This window comes from Halomonas sp. 707B3 (genome assembly GCF_024158645.1).
Taxonomy (GTDB): domain Bacteria; phylum Pseudomonadota; class Gammaproteobacteria; order Pseudomonadales; family Halomonadaceae; genus Vreelandella; species Vreelandella lionensis.
Genome location: NZ_JAMZBE010000003.1, coordinates 39833 through 57208, shown reverse-complemented (window position 1 = coordinate 57208; position 17376 = coordinate 39833). Strand labels below are relative to the sequence as shown.

At 56.5% G+C, this 17376-nt stretch carries 13 protein-coding genes and 1 pseudogene; 9 read left to right on the top strand and 5 right to left on the bottom strand.

Annotated elements, in window-relative coordinates:
• Positions 1 to 104: 104 nt before the first annotated feature.
• A pseudogene (locus BIS10_RS00910) lies at positions 105 to 2066 on the bottom strand (ligand-gated channel protein).
• A 190-nt stretch (positions 2067 to 2256) separates the two neighbouring features.
• On the opposite strand from BIS10_RS00910, the gene BIS10_RS00905 reads away from it, so the two are divergent.
• The 5 genes from BIS10_RS00905 to BIS10_RS00885 all read left to right on the top strand — a co-directional run bounded on the left by BIS10_RS00905 (position 2257) and on the right by BIS10_RS00885 (position 8275).
• On the top strand, positions 2257 to 3180 hold the full coding sequence (locus BIS10_RS00905) for a LysR family transcriptional regulator (protein ID WP_253501449.1): 924 nt from the start codon (positions 2257 to 2259) through the stop codon (positions 3178 to 3180).
• Positions 3181 to 3248: 68 nt separating this feature from the next.
• A complete protein-coding gene (locus tag BIS10_RS00900) occupies positions 3249 to 4124 on the top strand; it encodes an AEC family transporter (protein WP_062362932.1) in 876 nt (291 codons plus the stop codon).
• A gap of 104 nt (positions 4125 to 4228) precedes the next feature.
• The gene (locus BIS10_RS00895; RefSeq protein WP_253501452.1) at positions 4229 to 5389 is read left to right on the top strand and encodes a PQQ-dependent sugar dehydrogenase; all 1161 of its coding nucleotides are present in this window, start codon (positions 4229 to 4231) and stop codon (positions 5387 to 5389) included.
• A gap of 25 nt (positions 5390 to 5414) precedes the next feature.
• Positions 5415 to 6860, top strand: coding sequence for an ATP-binding protein (locus BIS10_RS00890; protein WP_058577514.1), 1446 nt, complete (start codon positions 5415 to 5417; stop codon positions 6858 to 6860).
• An 11-nt stretch (positions 6861 to 6871) separates the two neighbouring features.
• Positions 6872 to 8275, top strand: coding sequence for a sigma-54 dependent transcriptional regulator (locus BIS10_RS00885; RefSeq protein ID WP_253501447.1), 1404 nt, complete (start codon positions 6872 to 6874; stop codon positions 8273 to 8275).
• A gap of 44 nt (positions 8276 to 8319) precedes the next feature.
• On the opposite strand, the gene BIS10_RS00880 is transcribed toward BIS10_RS00885, so the two are convergent.
• Positions 8320 to 8535 carry a hypothetical protein gene (locus BIS10_RS00880; protein WP_253501442.1) on the bottom strand — a complete coding sequence of 72 codons (216 nt, stop codon included), beginning with the start codon at positions 8533 to 8535 and terminating at the stop codon, positions 8320 to 8322.
• A gap of 235 nt (positions 8536 to 8770) precedes the next feature.
• The gene (locus tag BIS10_RS00875; protein ID WP_253501439.1) at positions 8771 to 9190 is read right to left on the bottom strand and encodes a hypothetical protein; all 420 of its coding nucleotides are present in this window, start codon (positions 9188 to 9190) and stop codon (positions 8771 to 8773) included.
• A gap of 373 nt (positions 9191 to 9563) precedes the next feature.
• Between BIS10_RS00875 and BIS10_RS00870 the strand changes: the two genes are divergently transcribed.
• From BIS10_RS00870 to BIS10_RS00855, 4 genes are all read left to right on the top strand, one after another.
• On the top strand, positions 9564 to 10766 hold the full coding sequence (locus BIS10_RS00870; RefSeq protein WP_253501436.1) for a glycine betaine/L-proline ABC transporter ATP-binding protein: 1203 nt from the start codon (positions 9564 to 9566) through the stop codon (positions 10764 to 10766).
• Positions 10766 to 11599 (top strand): proline/glycine betaine ABC transporter permease, encoded by an 834-nt coding sequence (locus tag BIS10_RS00865; RefSeq protein ID WP_253501433.1) that lies wholly within the window; start codon positions 10766 to 10768, stop codon positions 11597 to 11599. The genes BIS10_RS00870 and BIS10_RS00865 overlap by 1 nt, the downstream gene beginning before the upstream one ends.
• A gap of 151 nt (positions 11600 to 11750) precedes the next feature.
• Positions 11751 to 12623, top strand: coding sequence for a glycine betaine ABC transporter substrate-binding protein (locus tag BIS10_RS00860; RefSeq protein WP_253501430.1), 873 nt, complete (start codon positions 11751 to 11753; stop codon positions 12621 to 12623).
• Positions 12624 to 12851: 228 nt separating this feature from the next.
• Entirely contained in the window at positions 12852 to 14492 is a 1641-nt protein-coding gene (locus BIS10_RS00855; protein WP_253501427.1) for a BCCT family transporter, read from the top strand.
• Positions 14493 to 14577: 85 nt separating this feature from the next.
• On the opposite strand, the gene BIS10_RS00850 is transcribed toward BIS10_RS00855, so the two are convergent.
• Together BIS10_RS00850 and BIS10_RS00845 are read right to left on the bottom strand one after the other, a co-directional pair.
• A complete protein-coding gene (locus BIS10_RS00850; RefSeq protein WP_253501424.1) occupies positions 14578 to 15303 on the bottom strand; it encodes a 3'-5' exonuclease in 726 nt (241 codons plus the stop codon).
• 1 nt (position 15304) lies between these two features.
• Positions 15305 to 17215 (bottom strand): DUF294 nucleotidyltransferase-like domain-containing protein, encoded by a 1911-nt coding sequence (locus tag BIS10_RS00845; protein ID WP_253501421.1) that lies wholly within the window; start codon positions 17213 to 17215, stop codon positions 15305 to 15307.
• Positions 17216 to 17376: the final 161 nt, after the last annotated feature.

The following is a 17376-nucleotide window of genomic DNA, read 5'->3' as shown; positions in this document are numbered from 1 at the left end:
GGCATGGCACTGTCTGGGTGAATGGCGATAATGGCTATATTGCCATGCAGGTCAGTGGGTTAGAAGTGCTTCCGGGGGCCGGTCTCACGGATTCAGGAGTATGTTTAGAAAGCGACGTTCAGGCCAAGCCACACCCGGCGGCCGTCATCCACATAGCCGTATTCGTCGTAGGTGATGCGCTCATCAAACAGGTTGTAGATTCCGGCGTTCACCGTGGTGCTATCGTTGAGCTGATAGCCAATACCCGCATCCACAAAGGTGTAAGACGGTGCGACAATCGAGCTTTGCGACGGCCCGGTGGTGGGCTGGCTCTCCTCGCCCCGGTAGCTCACTTTGGTCCACTGGCTGAGCCGTGCGTTCACGTCCCAATCCAACGTGGCCGACACTTGGTGGCGGGGCAGCTGGGTCAGCGGCTCGCCGGCGTACTCACCGCTTTTCTGTTCGGAATCGGTGAAGGTGTAGCTGGCGGTTAGCGCCAGCGTATCGCTCAACGGTGCGCTCAGGCTGGCCTCGACCCCTTGGGTCACCGCGTCATCGATGTTGACCCGGTACGTGGGGTCGCTGCCGAACTGGTTCGGGCCTGCATTGCAAATATCGATGGGGCAGGCGATACGGGTGATTTTGTCTTCGAAATCGTTGTGGAACAGCGTCAGGCTGCCGTTCAGGCCTGCGTCGTTGCCGTACAGCAGGGCAATCTCTTTATTGAGCGAGGTTTCCGGCTCAAGGTCAGGGTTGCCATAAACATTACCGCCACGGCTGATCTGCCCCCAGTCCGGGGTAATTTCCCGCAGGTTGGGGGAACGGTAGCCGGTGGATACGCCGCCTTTCAGCGTCCATTCCGGCGTCATGTTCCATACGCTGTAAAGGCGCGGGCTCAGATGGCTGCCGTAGTTGTCGTCATCGTCCAAGCGCAACCCGCCTGTCAGTGCCCAGGCGTCTGTCTAAAGCATCCACTCATCTTCCATAAACAGCGCCCACTGGCTGTTTTCAACCGCCGTACGGTCGGAGATTTGGTTGGTGGTGCCATCCTCCAGCGACTCCTCTTCCCAGCTCGCGCCGACGGTGAGCATGTGCATACTCAAGGGAATCACTGCGCTGGTTTTCGCGGTGGTGTTGGTAATCTCGATATCCCGCGATTGGTTTTCGCTGCGCTCACGCTGTACGAAGGTTTCGCTGGTGCCCCAGTCGAAGCGGCCGCTATGGGTCAGCGCTACATGGCTATTGGTGTATTCACCGATACTGTCGGTGCAGCCGCCACGGCACCCTTCCGCAGGCGCCGAGCGCCCAACCAGCGAGCGGCGATCCTGCTCGGTAATGCCCGCTTCTGCAGTAAAGTCGTGGTTATCGCTGGCGGCCAGGCTTAGTCGTGCGGTCAGGCTTTGCAAGCTCTTCTCTTCGTAGCCGTTTTCAATATCGTCTTCGTCGCGTTCTGATGTGCGGCCATACAGCTGCAGGCCTAAACGATCCGCCACCAGCGGCCCGCTTAGGTAGAAGTTGGCTTGGCGGCTGTCGCCGGAGGCGCTGTCTTCCTGCAGCACGGTATCGAGCTGGATATTGCCGTGCCAGGTATCCGCTACCTTGCGGGTAATCACGTTGATCACCCCGCCGATGGCATCGGAGCCGTATAGCGTTGACATCGGCCCGCGCACCACCTCGATACGCTCGATGGCTTGCAGCGGCGGCAGCCAATCCTGTTCGAAGCCTGCGCTGCCGTTGGGGCGTGATTCGCGGGAGTTTTGTGGGCGGCCATCCACCAGAATCAGCGTGTATTGGGAAGGCATACCGCGAATGGAGATGTCATTGCCGTTATCGCCTGCCCCGCCTCCAGTCACTACCACGCCGGGGACATCCCGCAGCGCATCGGTGACGTTTTGATAGTGACCACGCTCCAGCTCTTCACGGGAGATGACGCTGATTGAGGCGGGCGCACTGCTAATTTGCTGCTCAAAGCCAGAAGCGGTGACCACGATATCGTTGAGCTGAGGCGTTTCTTGAGCCGCAACTGCCCCGCAGGCGAGAGATGAGATAGCGCTGGCCAGCAGCGTACGGCGCAAACGTAAAGACATAGCGGGTTCCTTTGAATTGAAAGAGCACTTATACTTAAATACGAATTATTAGCATTTGTATTTTTGCATACTCTTTGCACAAAGAGGCGGGACGGTGCGTTCAACCAACCGGAACATAAATGGCAATTATTTTCATTCAAACAATTAAGTGGCACAATGGCGTGACCTCGTTCCCCCAGTGGCCCCGACTATGTACGATTTTGATGAACTCGCCGCTTTTGCCGATGTGATGACCACCGGCAGCCTGACGCGCAGCGCACAGAAGCTCGGGCTTGCTAAATCCACGTTAAGCCGGCGCATTAGTCAGCTAGAGGCGCGCCTGAACCAGCCGCTGCTGCGTCGCCAGGCGAACCGTTTGATTCCCACCGAAGCGGGCCTGCTGTTTCACCAGTACTGCACCGAGCTGCTGGCCATGGTCGCCCATAGCCAAGAGGCGCTAGCAGAACTTCGCGAGGAGATCAGCGGTAAAGTGACGCTGGAGGTACACGGTGCGCTGGCCCGAGGCTGGATGGCGGGCGTCGTGGATGCGTTTCTGACCCGCTACCCCAAGGTCGAGCTGACCCTGCATACTCGGGAAACGCCGCCCACCAAGATGCACAGCAACAGCGTGCATATTTGGCTAGGCGCCACCCATGAGTGTGGGCTGAATCAAGAGCGCTTGGGCCACCTCACCCGCGGCCTCTACGCCAACCCACACTATCTGGCCCACGCGGGAACACCGCAACACCCCCAAGAGCTGGATGCGCATGCCTGGATCGACTTGTTGGATACTGCCTCCAGCGGCCTGCTGCTGCATCACCCCGAACACGCCGACTACCTGTTCAACGCGCCCCGCTCGCGACTCCGGGTAGATCTCACGGCGTTGCACATCGATGCCATTGCCTATGGCCAAGGGATCGGCCTGCTGCCCCACTGGGTGGTCGAGAAACGCGAACGCCACCACCCTGGGGATCTGGTCAACTGCCTGCCTGGCTGGGAGCCCGCCCCCTTACCCGTGACGCTGCTGTATGCCTATGGGCATCACTCACGCCGGGTCAACGCGCTGCTGGACTTTCTGCGTGACCAGGTGCCTAACGAGTGGCAAACCCACGCAAACGCCGTTTACGCCCATTAGCAATTCGCCTTGCCAGTTAGCCGCCTAATTACCCACAATAGGCGGCCGATGATCGTCAAGGAACGTTAATGCTCGCTGAACTCTTCGCCGTCATGGCGCCAGTGCTGGCCGGTGCCGGGCTGGGTTTTTTATGGGTACGCTTAGGGCAACCCTACCCCGTCGATTTTATTACGCGTTTGGTCTTCAACATTGGTACCCCTGCGCTGGTACTGGCGTCGCTCTCTGGTGCCAACATTGATGCCGGCACCTTTGGGCAGATGATGCTGGCCACCGCGCTGGTCATTATCAGCATGGGGGCAGCCAGCTTTGCCGTGGCCAAACTGCTGCGTCGAGATTGGCGGGTACTGATCGCGCCGATGATGTATCCCAACACGGGCAATATGGGGCTGCCTGTCGTGCTTTACGCTTTCGGCAGCGCAGGTTTTGCTTACGGTATTACGGTGATGGTGACGGTATCGCTGTTTCAGTTCACCTTAGGAGCCGTGCTCAGCAGTAGCGGAAGCCCGATTAAAACGCTGATTAAAACCCCCACGGTTTATGCCATCTTAATTTCCATGGCCCTGCTGTTGACCGACACGCCGCTCCCGCTATGGATGGCCAACACCGTTGACTTAATGTCTGGATTCACAGTACCGCTGATGCTCATCACCCTCGGTGTGTCGCTCGCTAGTATTCAGGTGAAAAGCTTACGCTCAGGGGTTGGCTTTAGCTTGATCCGTATCCCTCTGGCCGCCGCTGCCGCTTGGTTTATTTCTGGTTGGCTTGGCTTACCGCCGCTGGCGCAGAGCATTTTGGTGGTGCAAATGTGCATGCCCGTGGCGGTATTCAACTATCTGTTTGCCCAGCGCGCCCGGCGCGAACCCGCTTATGTGGCCAGTTTAGTCTTCTGCTCAACGCTCATGGCGCTGATCTATTTACCGGTACTCTTGGCACTGTTGATGTAGCGCGGGGGAACCCCCGCCCGCTTACGGCAGTCACTGCTAGACTTAGACTCTGATCCAGCGCTAACAGAGGACACTCGATGCCAACTCGATACGCTACGCCGTTGATGACCCCACACCGCTCGCTACGTTTACAGGCTAAACGCTGGGTGGCTCCTTCCCTGGTGGGGCTGATGCTTGCCAGCACTGCCCAGGCAGAGGTGGTTCATGATGCCCTGGAAACCGACCACTTCGCTATTACCATTGAGCGCGTGGCCAATGGCTTTGCGAACCCGTGGGCGGTGGCATTTCTTCCCGATGGTCGCTACTTGGTGAGCGAGCGCAGCGGTGAGTTAAATCTCGTTGACTCTGACGGGCAAACGCAAGTGCTTGAAGGCATGCCCCAGGTGAGTCAGAACGGCCAAGGTGGCCTGCTGGATGTGGCGCTGCACCCTGAGTTTGGCGATGGCGAGCACGATTGGATCTACTTTACCTGGAGCAAGCCTGAGGGCGATAACAGCCGTTCAGCGCTCTCCCGCGTTAAGTGGAAAGGGGATTCGTTAGGCGACGTTGAGCACCTTTTCGTGCAGGATCGCGCCTCCTCTCCCGGCCGACACTACGGCTCCCGTTTGGCATGGCTTAAAGATGGCACGCTGCTGATGAGCATCGGAGACCGCGGCGTAGACCCTTCTCGCGCTCAGGCCAGCGATGACCACGCAGGCTCTACCCTTCGGCTCACCGAGACCGGAGAGGCCCCTGGCGATAATCCCTTTGTGGATGACGACGATACACTGGATGAAATTTACACCATGGGCAATCGCAATATTCAGGGCATAACCGTTCTCAGCAATGGTGAACCTTGGGCCACCGAGCACGGCCCGCGAACGGGTGATGAGCTGAATCAGATTGTGCCTGGCAATAACTACGGCTGGCCGGAGGTGAGTTTAGGCAATGACTATAGTACCAACGAGCCGATAGGCGTTGAATCTAAGCCTGGCATGGTTGACCCGGTGTATCGCTTTGATGGGCGCTTTGCCCCCTCAGGTCTTGCCGAGGTGACTAGCGATGCCTTTGAGCCCTGGCAAGGAAGCCTGCTGGCGGGTGGTCTGGGCAGCCAAAAGCTGCTGCGCCTTACCCTTGAAGAGGGCCAAGTGGCCGGTGAAGAGCTGATTTTAGAAGGTGAGATCGGCCGTATTCGCGATGTGCGCCAAGGGCCAGATGAAGCGATTTATTTGCTAACCGACGGCGGCCAAGGCAGCCTTTACCGCCTAACGCCCAGCGAGCGCTAACGTTAAGCCACCATCAGGAAGCACGATGCGATTACGTAACCTCATCATCTTAACGGTCATCGTGCCGCTTTTCGTTATCCTAGTGGTCTTTAGCCTGGTGGCGATTAAATCGCTGGAAGATAACGTTCGCTCCAAGCTGCAAACCGAAGTCGAGATCATTACTCGCGCGCTGAGCACCTCGCTGAGCTACGCGGTGGCTCGAGACAGCGCCACGCCGCTAGAAGAGGCGCTGCAGTCGGCGTTTTCGTTTCACCGCATCTACGGGGCCTACGTATTCGATACCCAAGGCCGTGAGGTATACGGCCTTGGGCTGGGTAAAGATCTGTTCACACCAGAAGAGATTCAGCAGGTCATCGAGCGCGACGACCTGCACAGCAGCTACCGACAACAGGAAGGTTGGACCTACTACTCTGCTCTCACGCCGCTACGTACCCAAGATGGCACTGTGCAAGGGGTGTTGCAGGTGAACCGACTCAATACCGGCATTGAGAATTACACCGGGTTTATCAGCATTGTGGCCGTGCTGGTCTTCGTGATTGGCGCGGCAGGCATTGTGTTTAGCATTTGGTGGGGGTTTCGCCACTATATCGAGCGGCCGCTAAACCGTCTGTTGCGCGTCATGTTGCTAGTGGAAGATGGCGACCGCAGCCAACGGGCCACAGTAGACGGCCCGACGGAGTATCGCCGTTTAGCGTCGGGCTTGAACGGCATGCTGGACGCTATGGCCGAAAAAGATCGTGATATCGATGCTCGCCAACGGAGAGAAATCGAGCTGGAAAAACGCCTGCGCAAATCCAAAAAGCTGGCAGAGCTTGGCGTGTTGGCCGCCGGGGTGGCCCACGAAATTGGCGCACCGCTGACAGTCATCAACGGCCAGGCCCAGCGGTTGGCCCGCAGGGATACGATTGGCGACGACGAGCGTGCTAGGCTTGGCCGGATTCGCGGCGAGGTAGAGCGAATCGTCGAAATTGTCCGCCAACTGATGGAATTAGGCCGACAACATAACGTGGAGAAAGGACACCAAGCCCTTAACCAGCTTATCATTAGTGCCAGCGAGCTAGTCGAGGAGGAGCTGGAACCACGAAATATCTATCTGGATATTGATCTTCCGTCCCCTCCCCCCCATTTATTAGTTAACGGTCAACAAATTGTGCAGGTGCTGACCAACTTATTACGCAACGCCGCCCAAGCCCCGGACGTTAGCCATATTCGTGTTCGCGCCCAGTCGCACAGCGACGAGCTTACGGTATGGGTCGAAGATAACGGGTCAGGCATACCGACTTCGCATCATCATCAAGTGTTCGACCCCTTTTTCACCACCAAGCCGGTGGGCCAGGGCAGCGGCTTGGGACTATCGATGGTGCACCGCATTATTAACGACCACGGCGGGACGATTGGCGTATTTGACAGCGCGCTTGGCGGTGCTGGCTTTGAAATTACGCTTCCCCTTAGTGAAACCGCATCCGCTTGAGGACGACGTTTGTGACCCATCAGGAACACCTTTTACCGTTATTGGTGGTGGAAGATGACGCCGCTATCCGTGAGTTATTAGAGGAAGAGCTCAACGACGCGGGCTATGACACACTGGGTGTCCCCAGCGCTGAAGAGGCCATTGCCCTGCTTAGCCACACGCCAGTGGCCATGATGATTACCGATGTACGGCTACCCGGCATGACGGGCATTCAACTGCTGCAGCAGCTACGCCAGAGTGGCAGCGAGCTAGGCATTATTGTCATTACCGCGTTTGGCACGATTGACCAGGCGGTAGAAGCCTTAAAGCTTGGCGCAGATGATTTTTTAACTAAGCCACTTGATTTAGATGCTATCCGCGAAGCCGTATTTCGCGTACTGGAGCGACAGCGTTTGTCCCTTCCCCACGATGCGGAACTCAGTCACTTCCACGGTATTGTGGGTAAAAGCCAAGCCATGCAGTCACTGTTCCACGATGCGTCTCGATTAGCCAAAAGCGATGCACCTATTTTGATCCTGGGTGAAAGCGGCACGGGTAAAGAGCTGCTGGCCCGAGCGATTCATCAAGAAAGTAGCCGCCACGAAGCACCTTTCGTTCCCGTTAACTGCGCCAGCATTCCCGCCGACTTGATGGAGAGCGAGTTTTTTGGTCATGTGAAAGGTGCCTTTACCGGTGCTAACGAGGCCAGAAAAGGACTGTTTCATAGCGCCCAGGGCGGCAGCCTGTTTCTCGATGAGATTGGCGAAATGCCGATCAATCTGCAGGCCAAGCTACTACGCGCCCTGCAAGAGAAAACCGTTCGCCCCGTGGGCGGCGAGCGTGAGGAACCAGTAGATGTGCGCATCATTGCCGCAACCCACCGCCACTTGGAAAAAGAGATTGAGCAGGAGAACTTTCGCAGTGACTTGTTCTACCGCTTAGAGACATTCTCACTGCGCATTCCACCGCTACGCGAGCGCGGCACGGATATCGAACACTTGGTGTTCGCACTGATTGATAAGCACGCAGAAGCCCAAGGCAAACAGATCGAACAGATCGAGCCAGAGGCGCTCAATAGCCTGCTGAACTACACCTACCCTGGTAATGTGCGTGAGCTGGAAAACGCAATTATGCGCGCGGTAACGCTCAGCGAAGCGGGCGTACTGCAGCATCAGGATTTACCTGAGCGCCTGCGCGAACAGTCTAGCCAGCAAAAAAGCAGTGCCGACAGCACCCCAACGCTAAGCGGCGAGGTGCTACCCGGCACGCAGATTCCTGCCCCGGCGCCTGCCCGTTGGCCAAGCCTAGAAGAGGTAGAAAAACGCTATATCCGTAAGGTGCTGGAGGCAACGGGAGGTAACAAACGACGCACGGCTGAGGTGCTAGGCATTGCGCGTCGCACACTTTACCGCCGCTTGGAAGATAGTGAAGAGTAACAGCATTGTGCCGGTCGCCGTTGAGCGACCGGCAGCCCTTGCATTTAATCCGTTACGCCATCGCCGGGCGCTTCTCGGGTAGCCTGCCCGTCATTTGACATTGGCCCGGTGTCCATTGGCTCTTGGGGCTCATCGGGTTGTAGCTCCTCAGACTCCGTGGTGGGCGATTCTGCATCACCACAGCCAGACAGTACACCTGCCATCAATAGTGCACTAAACAGCAGTGCCATCCACCGCGTATTGTTTAATCGTGACATCATGTCGTTCTCCTTCCTTGATAATGGGCTATCGCAGCGCGCCATGATGACGCCTGCTTACCTAACCTTAGCGGCTGCCCGCCAACTTGCAAAAACAAGTACCACTACTTTGGTTAGAAAGATTTGGTGAGCAAAAAAAGCCCCCGCGGGCGCGGGGGCGAAAGGATGATAAACCGTGTGGAGCAGCCGCAGGGAACAGACAGCTGGGTCGGCTTACCATCGTAGGGAGCGTCGACGGCTATTGGCCGTTAGTCATCTCGTCATCTTCATTGCCACTGGTGGCGTCCTCTGCGGCGGACTCATCTGCACCGGGCATCGGGTCGGTGCCTTCACCAAACCCAGGATTCTCTTCAGGGTCAGCCTCTGTTTGCGACCCATTTGTCATCGGCTCTTGAGCGGTCGCTGAATCTTCACCCAAACCTGGGTCACTGCTCATTGGCTCATCAGCCATCTCAGGCTCATTCTCAGCCGTCGGAGCTTGACCCGTTGAGTTCGTCGCATCCTGCTCCATAGTTTCAGTTTCAGGCTGCTGTGCTGGGGGCATTTCCTCTTCACCGTTACCGCAGCCCGCAAGAGCCAAGGTACCAACGGTTGCCGCTAACATGCAGAGCGTCAAAATACGTGGACGCTTATTCATCTGGCTAGCTTGCTTATCCATAAGGTTGCCTCCATTTTCATCTGTATTGCTTACCAAGACACCTTCACAGATCATGCCAATGTTGCAAAAAAAGATTTTAATTATTTAAAAACAAAATCTTAATATAAAATCGAAACAGCTCAACAATGTCATGATAGGGTCATGGGCGGGGGTTCAAAATGGCACATGTGGCGTAATATGGCCTGGCTGGCGGGCGCGTTGTGACACATCCCGCCCATTTATGTATAATAATTTTTAATAATTTATTAAACATAACCTAATCTTCTACTTATGAACCGTTTTGTGTCGCTGCTTGCAGGGAGCACGTAAATGCCGCAGGTAAGCGCATTGAGTAACGACACAAGGCTGCTCATTCAATCAAAAGGCACCGCTGATGGACGAGACACGCCCTGTCAAAATTCAGGTACGCGGCTTGAGCAAGGTATTTGGCAAGCAACCCCAAAAAGCCCTTGAGCTACGCGACCAAGGCCTTAAGCGCCCCGAAATTCTTGAGAAAACGGGCCAAACCCTGGGCCTTTCCAATATCTCCTTCGACGTTTACGAAGGCGAGCTACTGGTCATCATGGGCCTATCGGGTTCGGGTAAATCCACGCTGATTCGCTGCTTGAACCGCCTCATCGACACCACCGAAGGTGAGATCGTCATTGATGGCGAAAACATCCCAACGCTGGGCGAAAAGGCCCTGCTGGAGTGCCGCCGCCGCCACTTCTCGATGGTGTTTCAAAACTTCGCGCTCTTTCCTCACCGCACGGTTCAGCAGAACGCCGAGTTCGGCCTGGAAATTCGCGGCGTCGAAAAATCGGAGCGCCAGTCGATTGCTCATAACGCGCTTAAGCAAGTGGGCTTGGAAGGCTGGGAGGACGCCTACCCAAACCAGCTGTCGGGCGGCATGCAGCAGCGCGTTGGGCTTGCCCGCGCCTTGGCGAACGATGCCAGCGTTCTGCTGATGGACGAGGCCTTCTCGGCCCTCGACCCGCTGATCCGGAAAGATATGCAGCAAGAGCTACTGCAGCTGCAAACCAAAATGCAGAAGACCACCGTCTTCATCACCCACGACCTGGATGAAGCGCTCAATATCGGCGACCGCATCGTGCTGCTAAAAGATGGTGAAGTCGTACAAATTGGCACGCCAGAAGAGATTCTGACCAAGCCCGCCGATGACTACGTCCGCCGCTTTATTGAAGGGGTGGACCGCTCGCGCATTCTGACCGCCGAGAGCGCCATGCGCCCGGTACGCACCACCGCACGCGACAGCGACGGCCCACGTACAGCACTGCACCGGATGCGCGATCACAGCATTGACTCTATTTACGTCACTGACCGTGACCGTCAGCTGTTAGGCCTGCTGGAAGCCGATGTCGCCGGCCGTGCTATTGAGGCAAAAGCCGAGACCATTACCGACCATCTGACTCAAGATTTCCGAAAAGTGCCGCCAGACGAGCCGCTGCAAAACCTCTTCGCCATGTTTAGCGAAAAGAGTTACCCGATTGCCGTGGTGGATGAGCAGCAGCGCCTGCTGGGCGTAGTGGTAAAAGGCGCGGTCTTGGATGAACTGGCACGAGCAGGAGAACAGTAATGGAGATAGCACGTATTCCTTTAGGTAGCTGGATCGAAAGCGGCCTGACGTGGCTGACAAGTGAATATTCGGTGGTTACCCGCGGCATTTCCCGCGTGACACAGACAGGGATCAACAGCCTCAACGATGGCCTGATGTGGCTACCCGAGTGGGCACTGCTGGCGATTATTGCACTGCTGTGCTGGAAACTCGCCAGCACTCGCCTGGCCATTGGTGCGGTTGCCGGGCTGGCTTTGATCTGGAACCTAGGGCTTTGGAACCCCATGATCGAGACGCTGACGCTGGTGGTGATTGCCACGCTGGTCGCAGTAGTCATCGCACTGCCTGTGGGGATTGCCGCCGCGCTATCCGAGCGACTCTACCGGGTGATCATGCCGGTGCTGGACTTTATGCAGACCATGCCAGCGTTTGTGTATCTGATCCCTGCCATTCCATTCTTTGGCATTGGATCGGTCTCGGCCATTTTCGCCACGGTCATTTTCTCCATGCCCCCCGCGATTCGCTTTACCACTCTAGGTATTCGTCAGGTGCCGGTGGAGCTCATTGAAGCCGCCGATGCCTATGGTGCCACGCGTGGACAAAAGCTGTTCAAGGTACAGCTGCCGCTCTCGCTACCGACGGTGATGGCTGGTATCAACCAGACTATTATGCTGGCACTCTCGATGGTGGTCATCGCCGCCATGATCGGTGCAGACGGCCTGGGCAGCGAAGTGTGGCGTGCCATTCAGCGCCTGCGCCCTGGCGATGGCTTCGAAGCGGGTATCGCCGTGGTTATCCTAGCCATGCTGCTAGACCGCTTGACCCAGTCGCTGCGCAAATCGCGCCGCTCATAGCCGCTCTCGGCGCTGCGTTGACCATGGCACTTGATCCACCCGTGATGAGTGACCATGCTGAAAGCGCCGACAGGTAATTTACGTTAAATCAAAAAGCGCTATTTTATACCGCAGTGGCGAGCGCCACTGCTCACCAACAGGGAGCAAGTGAATGAAAACTCGTACGTTGAATCACCGCATCCGTCTCGCCTCATTAGCCCTCGTCGCTGGCACAGGTCTCACTGCCGGTAGCATGGCTCACGCTCAAGACCAAGGCACGGTTAATCTGGCCTATGTAGAGTGGTCTTCTGAGGTCGCTTCCACCAACGTTATTGCCGCTGTACTAGAGCAGGCGGGGTTTGAAGTTGAGCTGACCTCGCTGTCTGCTGCGGCGATGTTCCAAGCACTCTCCACTGGCGATGCCGATGCGATCGTCGCCGCTTGGCTGCCCACCACCCACGCTGATTATATGGAACGTGTCGGTGACAACACCGAAGATCTAGGCGTTAACTTGGATGGCACCAAGCTTGGCTTAGTGGTTCCCGAGTACACCAATGTGGACTCAATTGCCGACTTAAACGACAACGCCGACAGCTTTAACGGCGAGATCATCGGTATTGACCCCGGTGCAGGCCTGATGGCACTCACCGAAGAGGTTGTGGATACCTATGACCTCGGGCTGAATCTGCGTAGTGGCAGCGGTGCCACCATGACAGCGGCACTGGCTAGCGCCATCCAAAACGAAGAGGACGTGGTCGTTACCGGCTGGACACCTCACTGGATGTTTGCTCGCTTCGACCTGAAATACCTCGAAGACCCGGAAAACGTCTACGGCGGTGCCGAGCAGATCCATACTGTTGTACGCAGCGGTTTAGAAGATGATATGCCGGAAGCGTACGCTATCCTGGATGCGTTTGAGTGGACACCCGACCAGATGGGTGAGGTCATGCTGATGAACCAGGAAGATGGCAGCGACCCCTACGAAAACGCCAAACAGTGGGTAGAAGAGAACCAAGATGTGGTTGAGCAGTGGCTCAATAGCTAAGCCCTCTACCTAAGCGTTAAACAACAGAGGGCTAAGGCCCTCTGTTGTCGTTGTAAACGTAGTGCTTTTTCGTGGTAATGTTCGCGCGCGTTGAATAAAGATTAAGCAACGTTTGCTATTGTTAGCTGTGTAACGCACGCCTGCTTCCGCACCCTTTGATGTTCAGTGGCCTACCGCTGTTCTAAAACGGTGCGTTTAGCGGTTTCTGTTCGACATAGAGAGGCTCCCGTGGATAACCCTGACTCTAAGCGTCCCGCTGAAGAGCCGGTTTCAGAAGGCATCCCCGCCCCTGATGGTCCGGCTAACCTGATCGATACCGACTACGTGATCGGTCAGGACAATATTACTACCAGTGCGATGGGCTTTAACCTTGATCTACATGGCAAGGTATTTACCATTTCTGCGCTCGTGGTGCTGCTATTTGTAGTGCTAACCCTCGCACTTCAAGAGGCAATTTCACCGGTTTACGACGCCATTTTTGGTTTCTTAACCGGTAATCTGGCTTGGTTCTTTATCCTGGCCGCCAATATCTTCGTCATTCTGTGCCTGGGCTTGATTGTCTCGCCGTTGGGTAAAATCCGCATTGGCGGGGCAGATGCCAAGCCAGACTTTACCTATACCGGCTGGTTCTCCATGCTGTTTGCCGCTGGCATGGGTATTGGCCTGATGTTCTTCGGCGTTAACGAGCCGCTGACCCACTTTGGCACTTCCTTAGATGGTGGCGATTGGGCACCGCTAGCAGGCGCTGAAGGCGATGCCGCAGGTGCTGCTGCGCTAGGTATGGCGGCGACGATCTTCCACTGGGGCCTGCACCCGTGGGCGATTTACGCCGTGGTGGCGCTGTCACTGGCACTGTTCTCGTTCAACAAAGGCTTGCCGCTCTCCATGCGTTCCGTGTTTTACCCGCTGCTGGGTGAGCGCGTATGGGGTTGGCCGGGTCACTTGATCGATATTCTGGCGGTCTTCGCCACGCTGTTTGGTTTGGCCACGTCGCTTGGCCTAGGTGCTACTCAGGCGGCCGCTGGTTTAACTTACCTGTTTGGCGCGCCGGAAAGCGACATCACGATGATTCTGCTGATCATCGGCATCACCATGATCGCTATCTGCTCAATTATTGCCGGGGTCGATAAAGGCGTTCAGCTACTGTCGAAAATCAACATTGCGATGGCTGCCGCGCTGCTGTTCTTCGTGATCGGTGTTGGCCCGACGCTGCTGATTGCCACCGGCTTCTTCGAGAACCTGGTGAACTATGTGGTTCATCTGCCAGCGCTGTCTAATCCGTTTGGCCGTGAAGACGCGAACTTCAGCCAAGGCTGGACGGCCTTCTACTGGGCGTGGTGGATCTCCTGGTCCCCGTACGTCGGTATGTTTATCGCGCGGGTATCTCGTGGCCGTACCGTCCGTGAATTCCTGATTTCCGTCCTCATCGTACCGTCTGTTGTATCGGTACTCTGGATGACCACCTTCGGTGGTACCGCGATTGACCAGTACGTCAGCCAAGGTATTGAGGCCGTTCGCGATGCAGGCGTCGACCTGCAGCTGTTTATCATGCTAGAGCAACTGCCGCTGTCACAGATCACTTCGTTCCTTGCCATTGTGCTGGTCATCGTGTTCTTCGTGACCTCGTCGGACTCCGGCTCGTTGGTAATTGACTCCATCACCGCAGGCGGCAAGGTGGATGCACCGAAACCTCAGCGCGTGTTCTGGGCGATCATCGAAGGCGCGATTGCCATTGCACTGCTGCTGGGTGGCGGTTTGACCGCGCTGCAGACCATGGCCGTGTCGACCGGGTTCCCGTTCACCATCATTCTGCTAGTGGCGTGTTACGCCATTATCAAAGGCTTGATGAGCGAACCCAAAGCTGTGTAAAGCACTCCTTTATCTCGGCAAGACACAAACGGGCAGCCCTTGGGCTGCCCGTTTGCATGTTAGGACGGTGAAATAAATCCAGGCGTTAGCACCACAGCGCTTTTAGCGGCGTCTCGGGCGTATAACGATTGGCAATTTGAGCCTGTAGCAATTCGGCGGTGGCCAACGCATCGACTAGCGCATGATGCCCTTGGTAAGCAGGTAAGCCGTAGCGCTCACGACTGGCGTTAAGACGAATCGACACCGGTGGCCGACCTAGCCAACGGCGAAAGCGCGCCCAGAGGGTTTGCCGGTGTAAGCGCGCTTCCAATGACATCGTATCAATCATCGGAAACAGCACCCCCTCACCCCGACGCGCTTTCACCGCTGCATCAAGAAAGGGCCGCTCAATATTGCGAAAGTGAACCACCACTACCCGCCCTGCCAACTCCGCTAACAGTTCATCCAGCACGCCGTCCAGGTCTGGCGCATCGGCAATTTCAGAGTGCGTGATGTGGTGGTAAGCAATCGACGCTTCATCCAGCGGCCTGGGCGGCTTCACGACCCAGTAACGGCGCTGAGCCATGGGAATACGCCCCAGCGTAAACGGCACGACACCAATGCTGACAATCGCATGGCGGCGCTCGTCGAGCCCAGTGGTTTCCATATCCAGCGCCACCATGGGCACTTCTGACAAGGGCGTATCAGGGTCGGGCATGGGCGTGTTGAAAAAGCGCTTCAACATCTCATCTTGAGCTTGCTCAGCGCGGGCTTCCATATAACTCGCCCAGTCGGCCTGAGTGACTTTTTGGCGCGGTCGTATGCCATGCATATCAGCGCCCCTGCCGTTGGGTGGGAACGGGATAGCGGAACTTCAAAAACTTCTGGGCATTGCTCAGCACCTGAAAAGCGTCTTTCAGGGTATGGCGTTCGCTATCTTCCACGTTTTCGGGCTCGATGTTGTTATCCGGCTCACGCTCCTCCTGCAGGTCGATCATTTGATGGCGTATCCGCGACATGCACAAAAACTCGAACGCATAGTTCAGCTTGTCGCTGACACCGGTCGCCAGCAGCTGGGTTTTGCTGATGTCGTCCAAGCGCTGGAAGGAGTTTTGCGCTTTGGAACCGCAGGCCAATGCATGCACGCGAATCAAATCCACCATCGGTGCCGTTCCGCGCCGCTTCAGGTTGATGGAGTTGTTATGCTTGCCATCTTTCTCCATCACGAAGGTGCGGAAGAACCCCAAAGGCGGGGTGCGATTAAGCGCATTACGCGCCATCGCCGCCAGGAACAGCGGCGACTTGGGAGCGGTTTGGGCAATCAAATCCTGCAACGTTTCAACGAACAGGTCTTCCCCATAGATGCTATCCAGATCAAAAAATATCGAGCTGTGCAGCAACTTCTCGGGCGTTGGGTTCGCCATCCAGTCATGGAAGTAGCGTTTCCATACCGCCAGCGGCTGACGCCACTGGCGATTGGTCGCCATCACATCGCCCTTGCAATAGGTGTAGCCACAGGCGGCCAAGCCGTCGCTGACGAACGCCGCCAGGGCATGGAAGTACTCATCGTGCTCTTCAGGGACGAAGTCGTCAGAGAGAATCAGCGCGTTGTCCTGGTCGGTGACGATGCTCTGCTCGTTACGCGCCATGGAGCCATTGACCATGTAGCAGTACGGCACCGGCGGCGGCCCGAGAGCATCTTCTGCCAGTTCCAGCAGCCGGCGAGTGAAGCTCCGCCCAATCGTAGAGAGCGCACTGCCCACCATTTGCGAGTTAGCACCCTCCTGCACCATGCGTACGAACGCCGCTCGAACGTCCGGCGCCAACTTGGCAAGCCCCTGGGCGCTGGACTGGTTGAAAATATTGCTGACCAGATAAAGTCCGCTGTGGGTTTCATAGCGAATAATATCGGAAAGGTGCACGACCCCCACCGGGCGCTGGCGGTAAAGCACCGGCAGGTGATGCACGTTGCTACGCAGCATGGTCAGCATCGCTTCATACACTGTGGCATCTGATTGAATGGTAATCAGCCGCTCAGAAATCACATCGCCAATGGCCGTGGTGGGCGATAGGCCTTCGGCCACTACCCGCGTGCGGAAATCGCTGTCGGTGAGGATGCCGCACATCTGCCAGGTTTTGCCTTCACTATCCTGGAAGCTGTAGCGGGGGTTATCGCTACCTTCATTAATCACCAGCACCGCAGAGGCCTGGGCATCGCTAATCTGCTTGGCCGCCTGTTGTACGCTGGTGGTGGATTCGACCATCACCGGGTAACGGGTGACCAGCTTACGAATACGGGTCACCATCATGTCGTTAGACTTCTTCTGCTGCTCGGCGGCGGTCTCTAGCCGCGGGCGCTCCAGCTCAACGAAATCAGCGAAGTCGTCATCTTCCTCGCACAGGCGCTGAAACACTGCATCGGGGATAAAATAAATCAGCGTATCTTCAATGGCTTTGGCGGGAAAACGCACCTTGTGGTTACGCAGCAGGCTAAAGTGGCCAAAGATATCCCCCTCGCCTAGGCGGTTATAGAGCTCCCCTTGGCGGCGATAGACTTCAACTGCGCCGCTGCGAATGTAGCAAAGCTCATTCAGCGTATCGTTAAGCGTCAGGATATCGCTATCCGTTTTGAAGTAGCTGACCTCTACCTGCTCGGCAATCGCGTCCAGCAGCTCATCCGACAAACCATCAAACGGGGGAAACTGCCCCATATGCTGACGTATTTCTAATAGCTCAACGTCCATACGCTCTCCTGCTGGGCGCTTTGTCTCTTTAGCTGGCTATCCGGCAGCCAATCCTGGGCTAAGTTTGTCTTGAACAACCAATATCGACAACCCTTGGGGAATGAAAGCGTAGTGATAAATAATGGTGACTAATAAAAAAGCCCAGCGCGGTGGCGCTGGGC

Coding starts and splice junctions, on each gene's coding strand:
- BIS10_RS00875 (WP_253501439.1), bottom strand. CDS start 9,190: ATGGATAAGCAAGCTAGCCAGATGAATAAGCGTCCACGTATTTTGACG.
- BIS10_RS00865 (WP_253501433.1), top strand. CDS start 10,766: ATGGAGATAGCACGTATTCCTTTAGGTAGCTGGATCGAAAGCGGCCTG.
- BIS10_RS00895 (WP_253501452.1), top strand. CDS start 4,229: ATGACCCCACACCGCTCGCTACGTTTACAGGCTAAACGCTGGGTGGCT.
- BIS10_RS00890 (WP_058577514.1), top strand. CDS start 5,415: ATGCGATTACGTAACCTCATCATCTTAACGGTCATCGTGCCGCTTTTC.
- BIS10_RS00850 (WP_253501424.1), bottom strand. CDS start 15,303: ATGCATGGCATACGACCGCGCCAAAAAGTCACTCAGGCCGACTGGGCG.
- BIS10_RS00845 (WP_253501421.1), bottom strand. CDS start 17,215: ATGGACGTTGAGCTATTAGAAATACGTCAGCATATGGGGCAGTTTCCC.
- BIS10_RS00860 (WP_253501430.1), top strand. CDS start 11,751: ATGAAAACTCGTACGTTGAATCACCGCATCCGTCTCGCCTCATTAGCC.
- BIS10_RS00880 (WP_253501442.1), bottom strand. CDS start 8,535: ATGATGTCACGATTAAACAATACGCGGTGGATGGCACTGCTGTTTAGT.
- BIS10_RS00905 (WP_253501449.1), top strand. CDS start 2,257: ATGTACGATTTTGATGAACTCGCCGCTTTTGCCGATGTGATGACCACC.
- BIS10_RS00900 (WP_062362932.1), top strand. CDS start 3,249: ATGCTCGCTGAACTCTTCGCCGTCATGGCGCCAGTGCTGGCCGGTGCC.
- BIS10_RS00870 (WP_253501436.1), top strand. CDS start 9,564: ATGGACGAGACACGCCCTGTCAAAATTCAGGTACGCGGCTTGAGCAAG.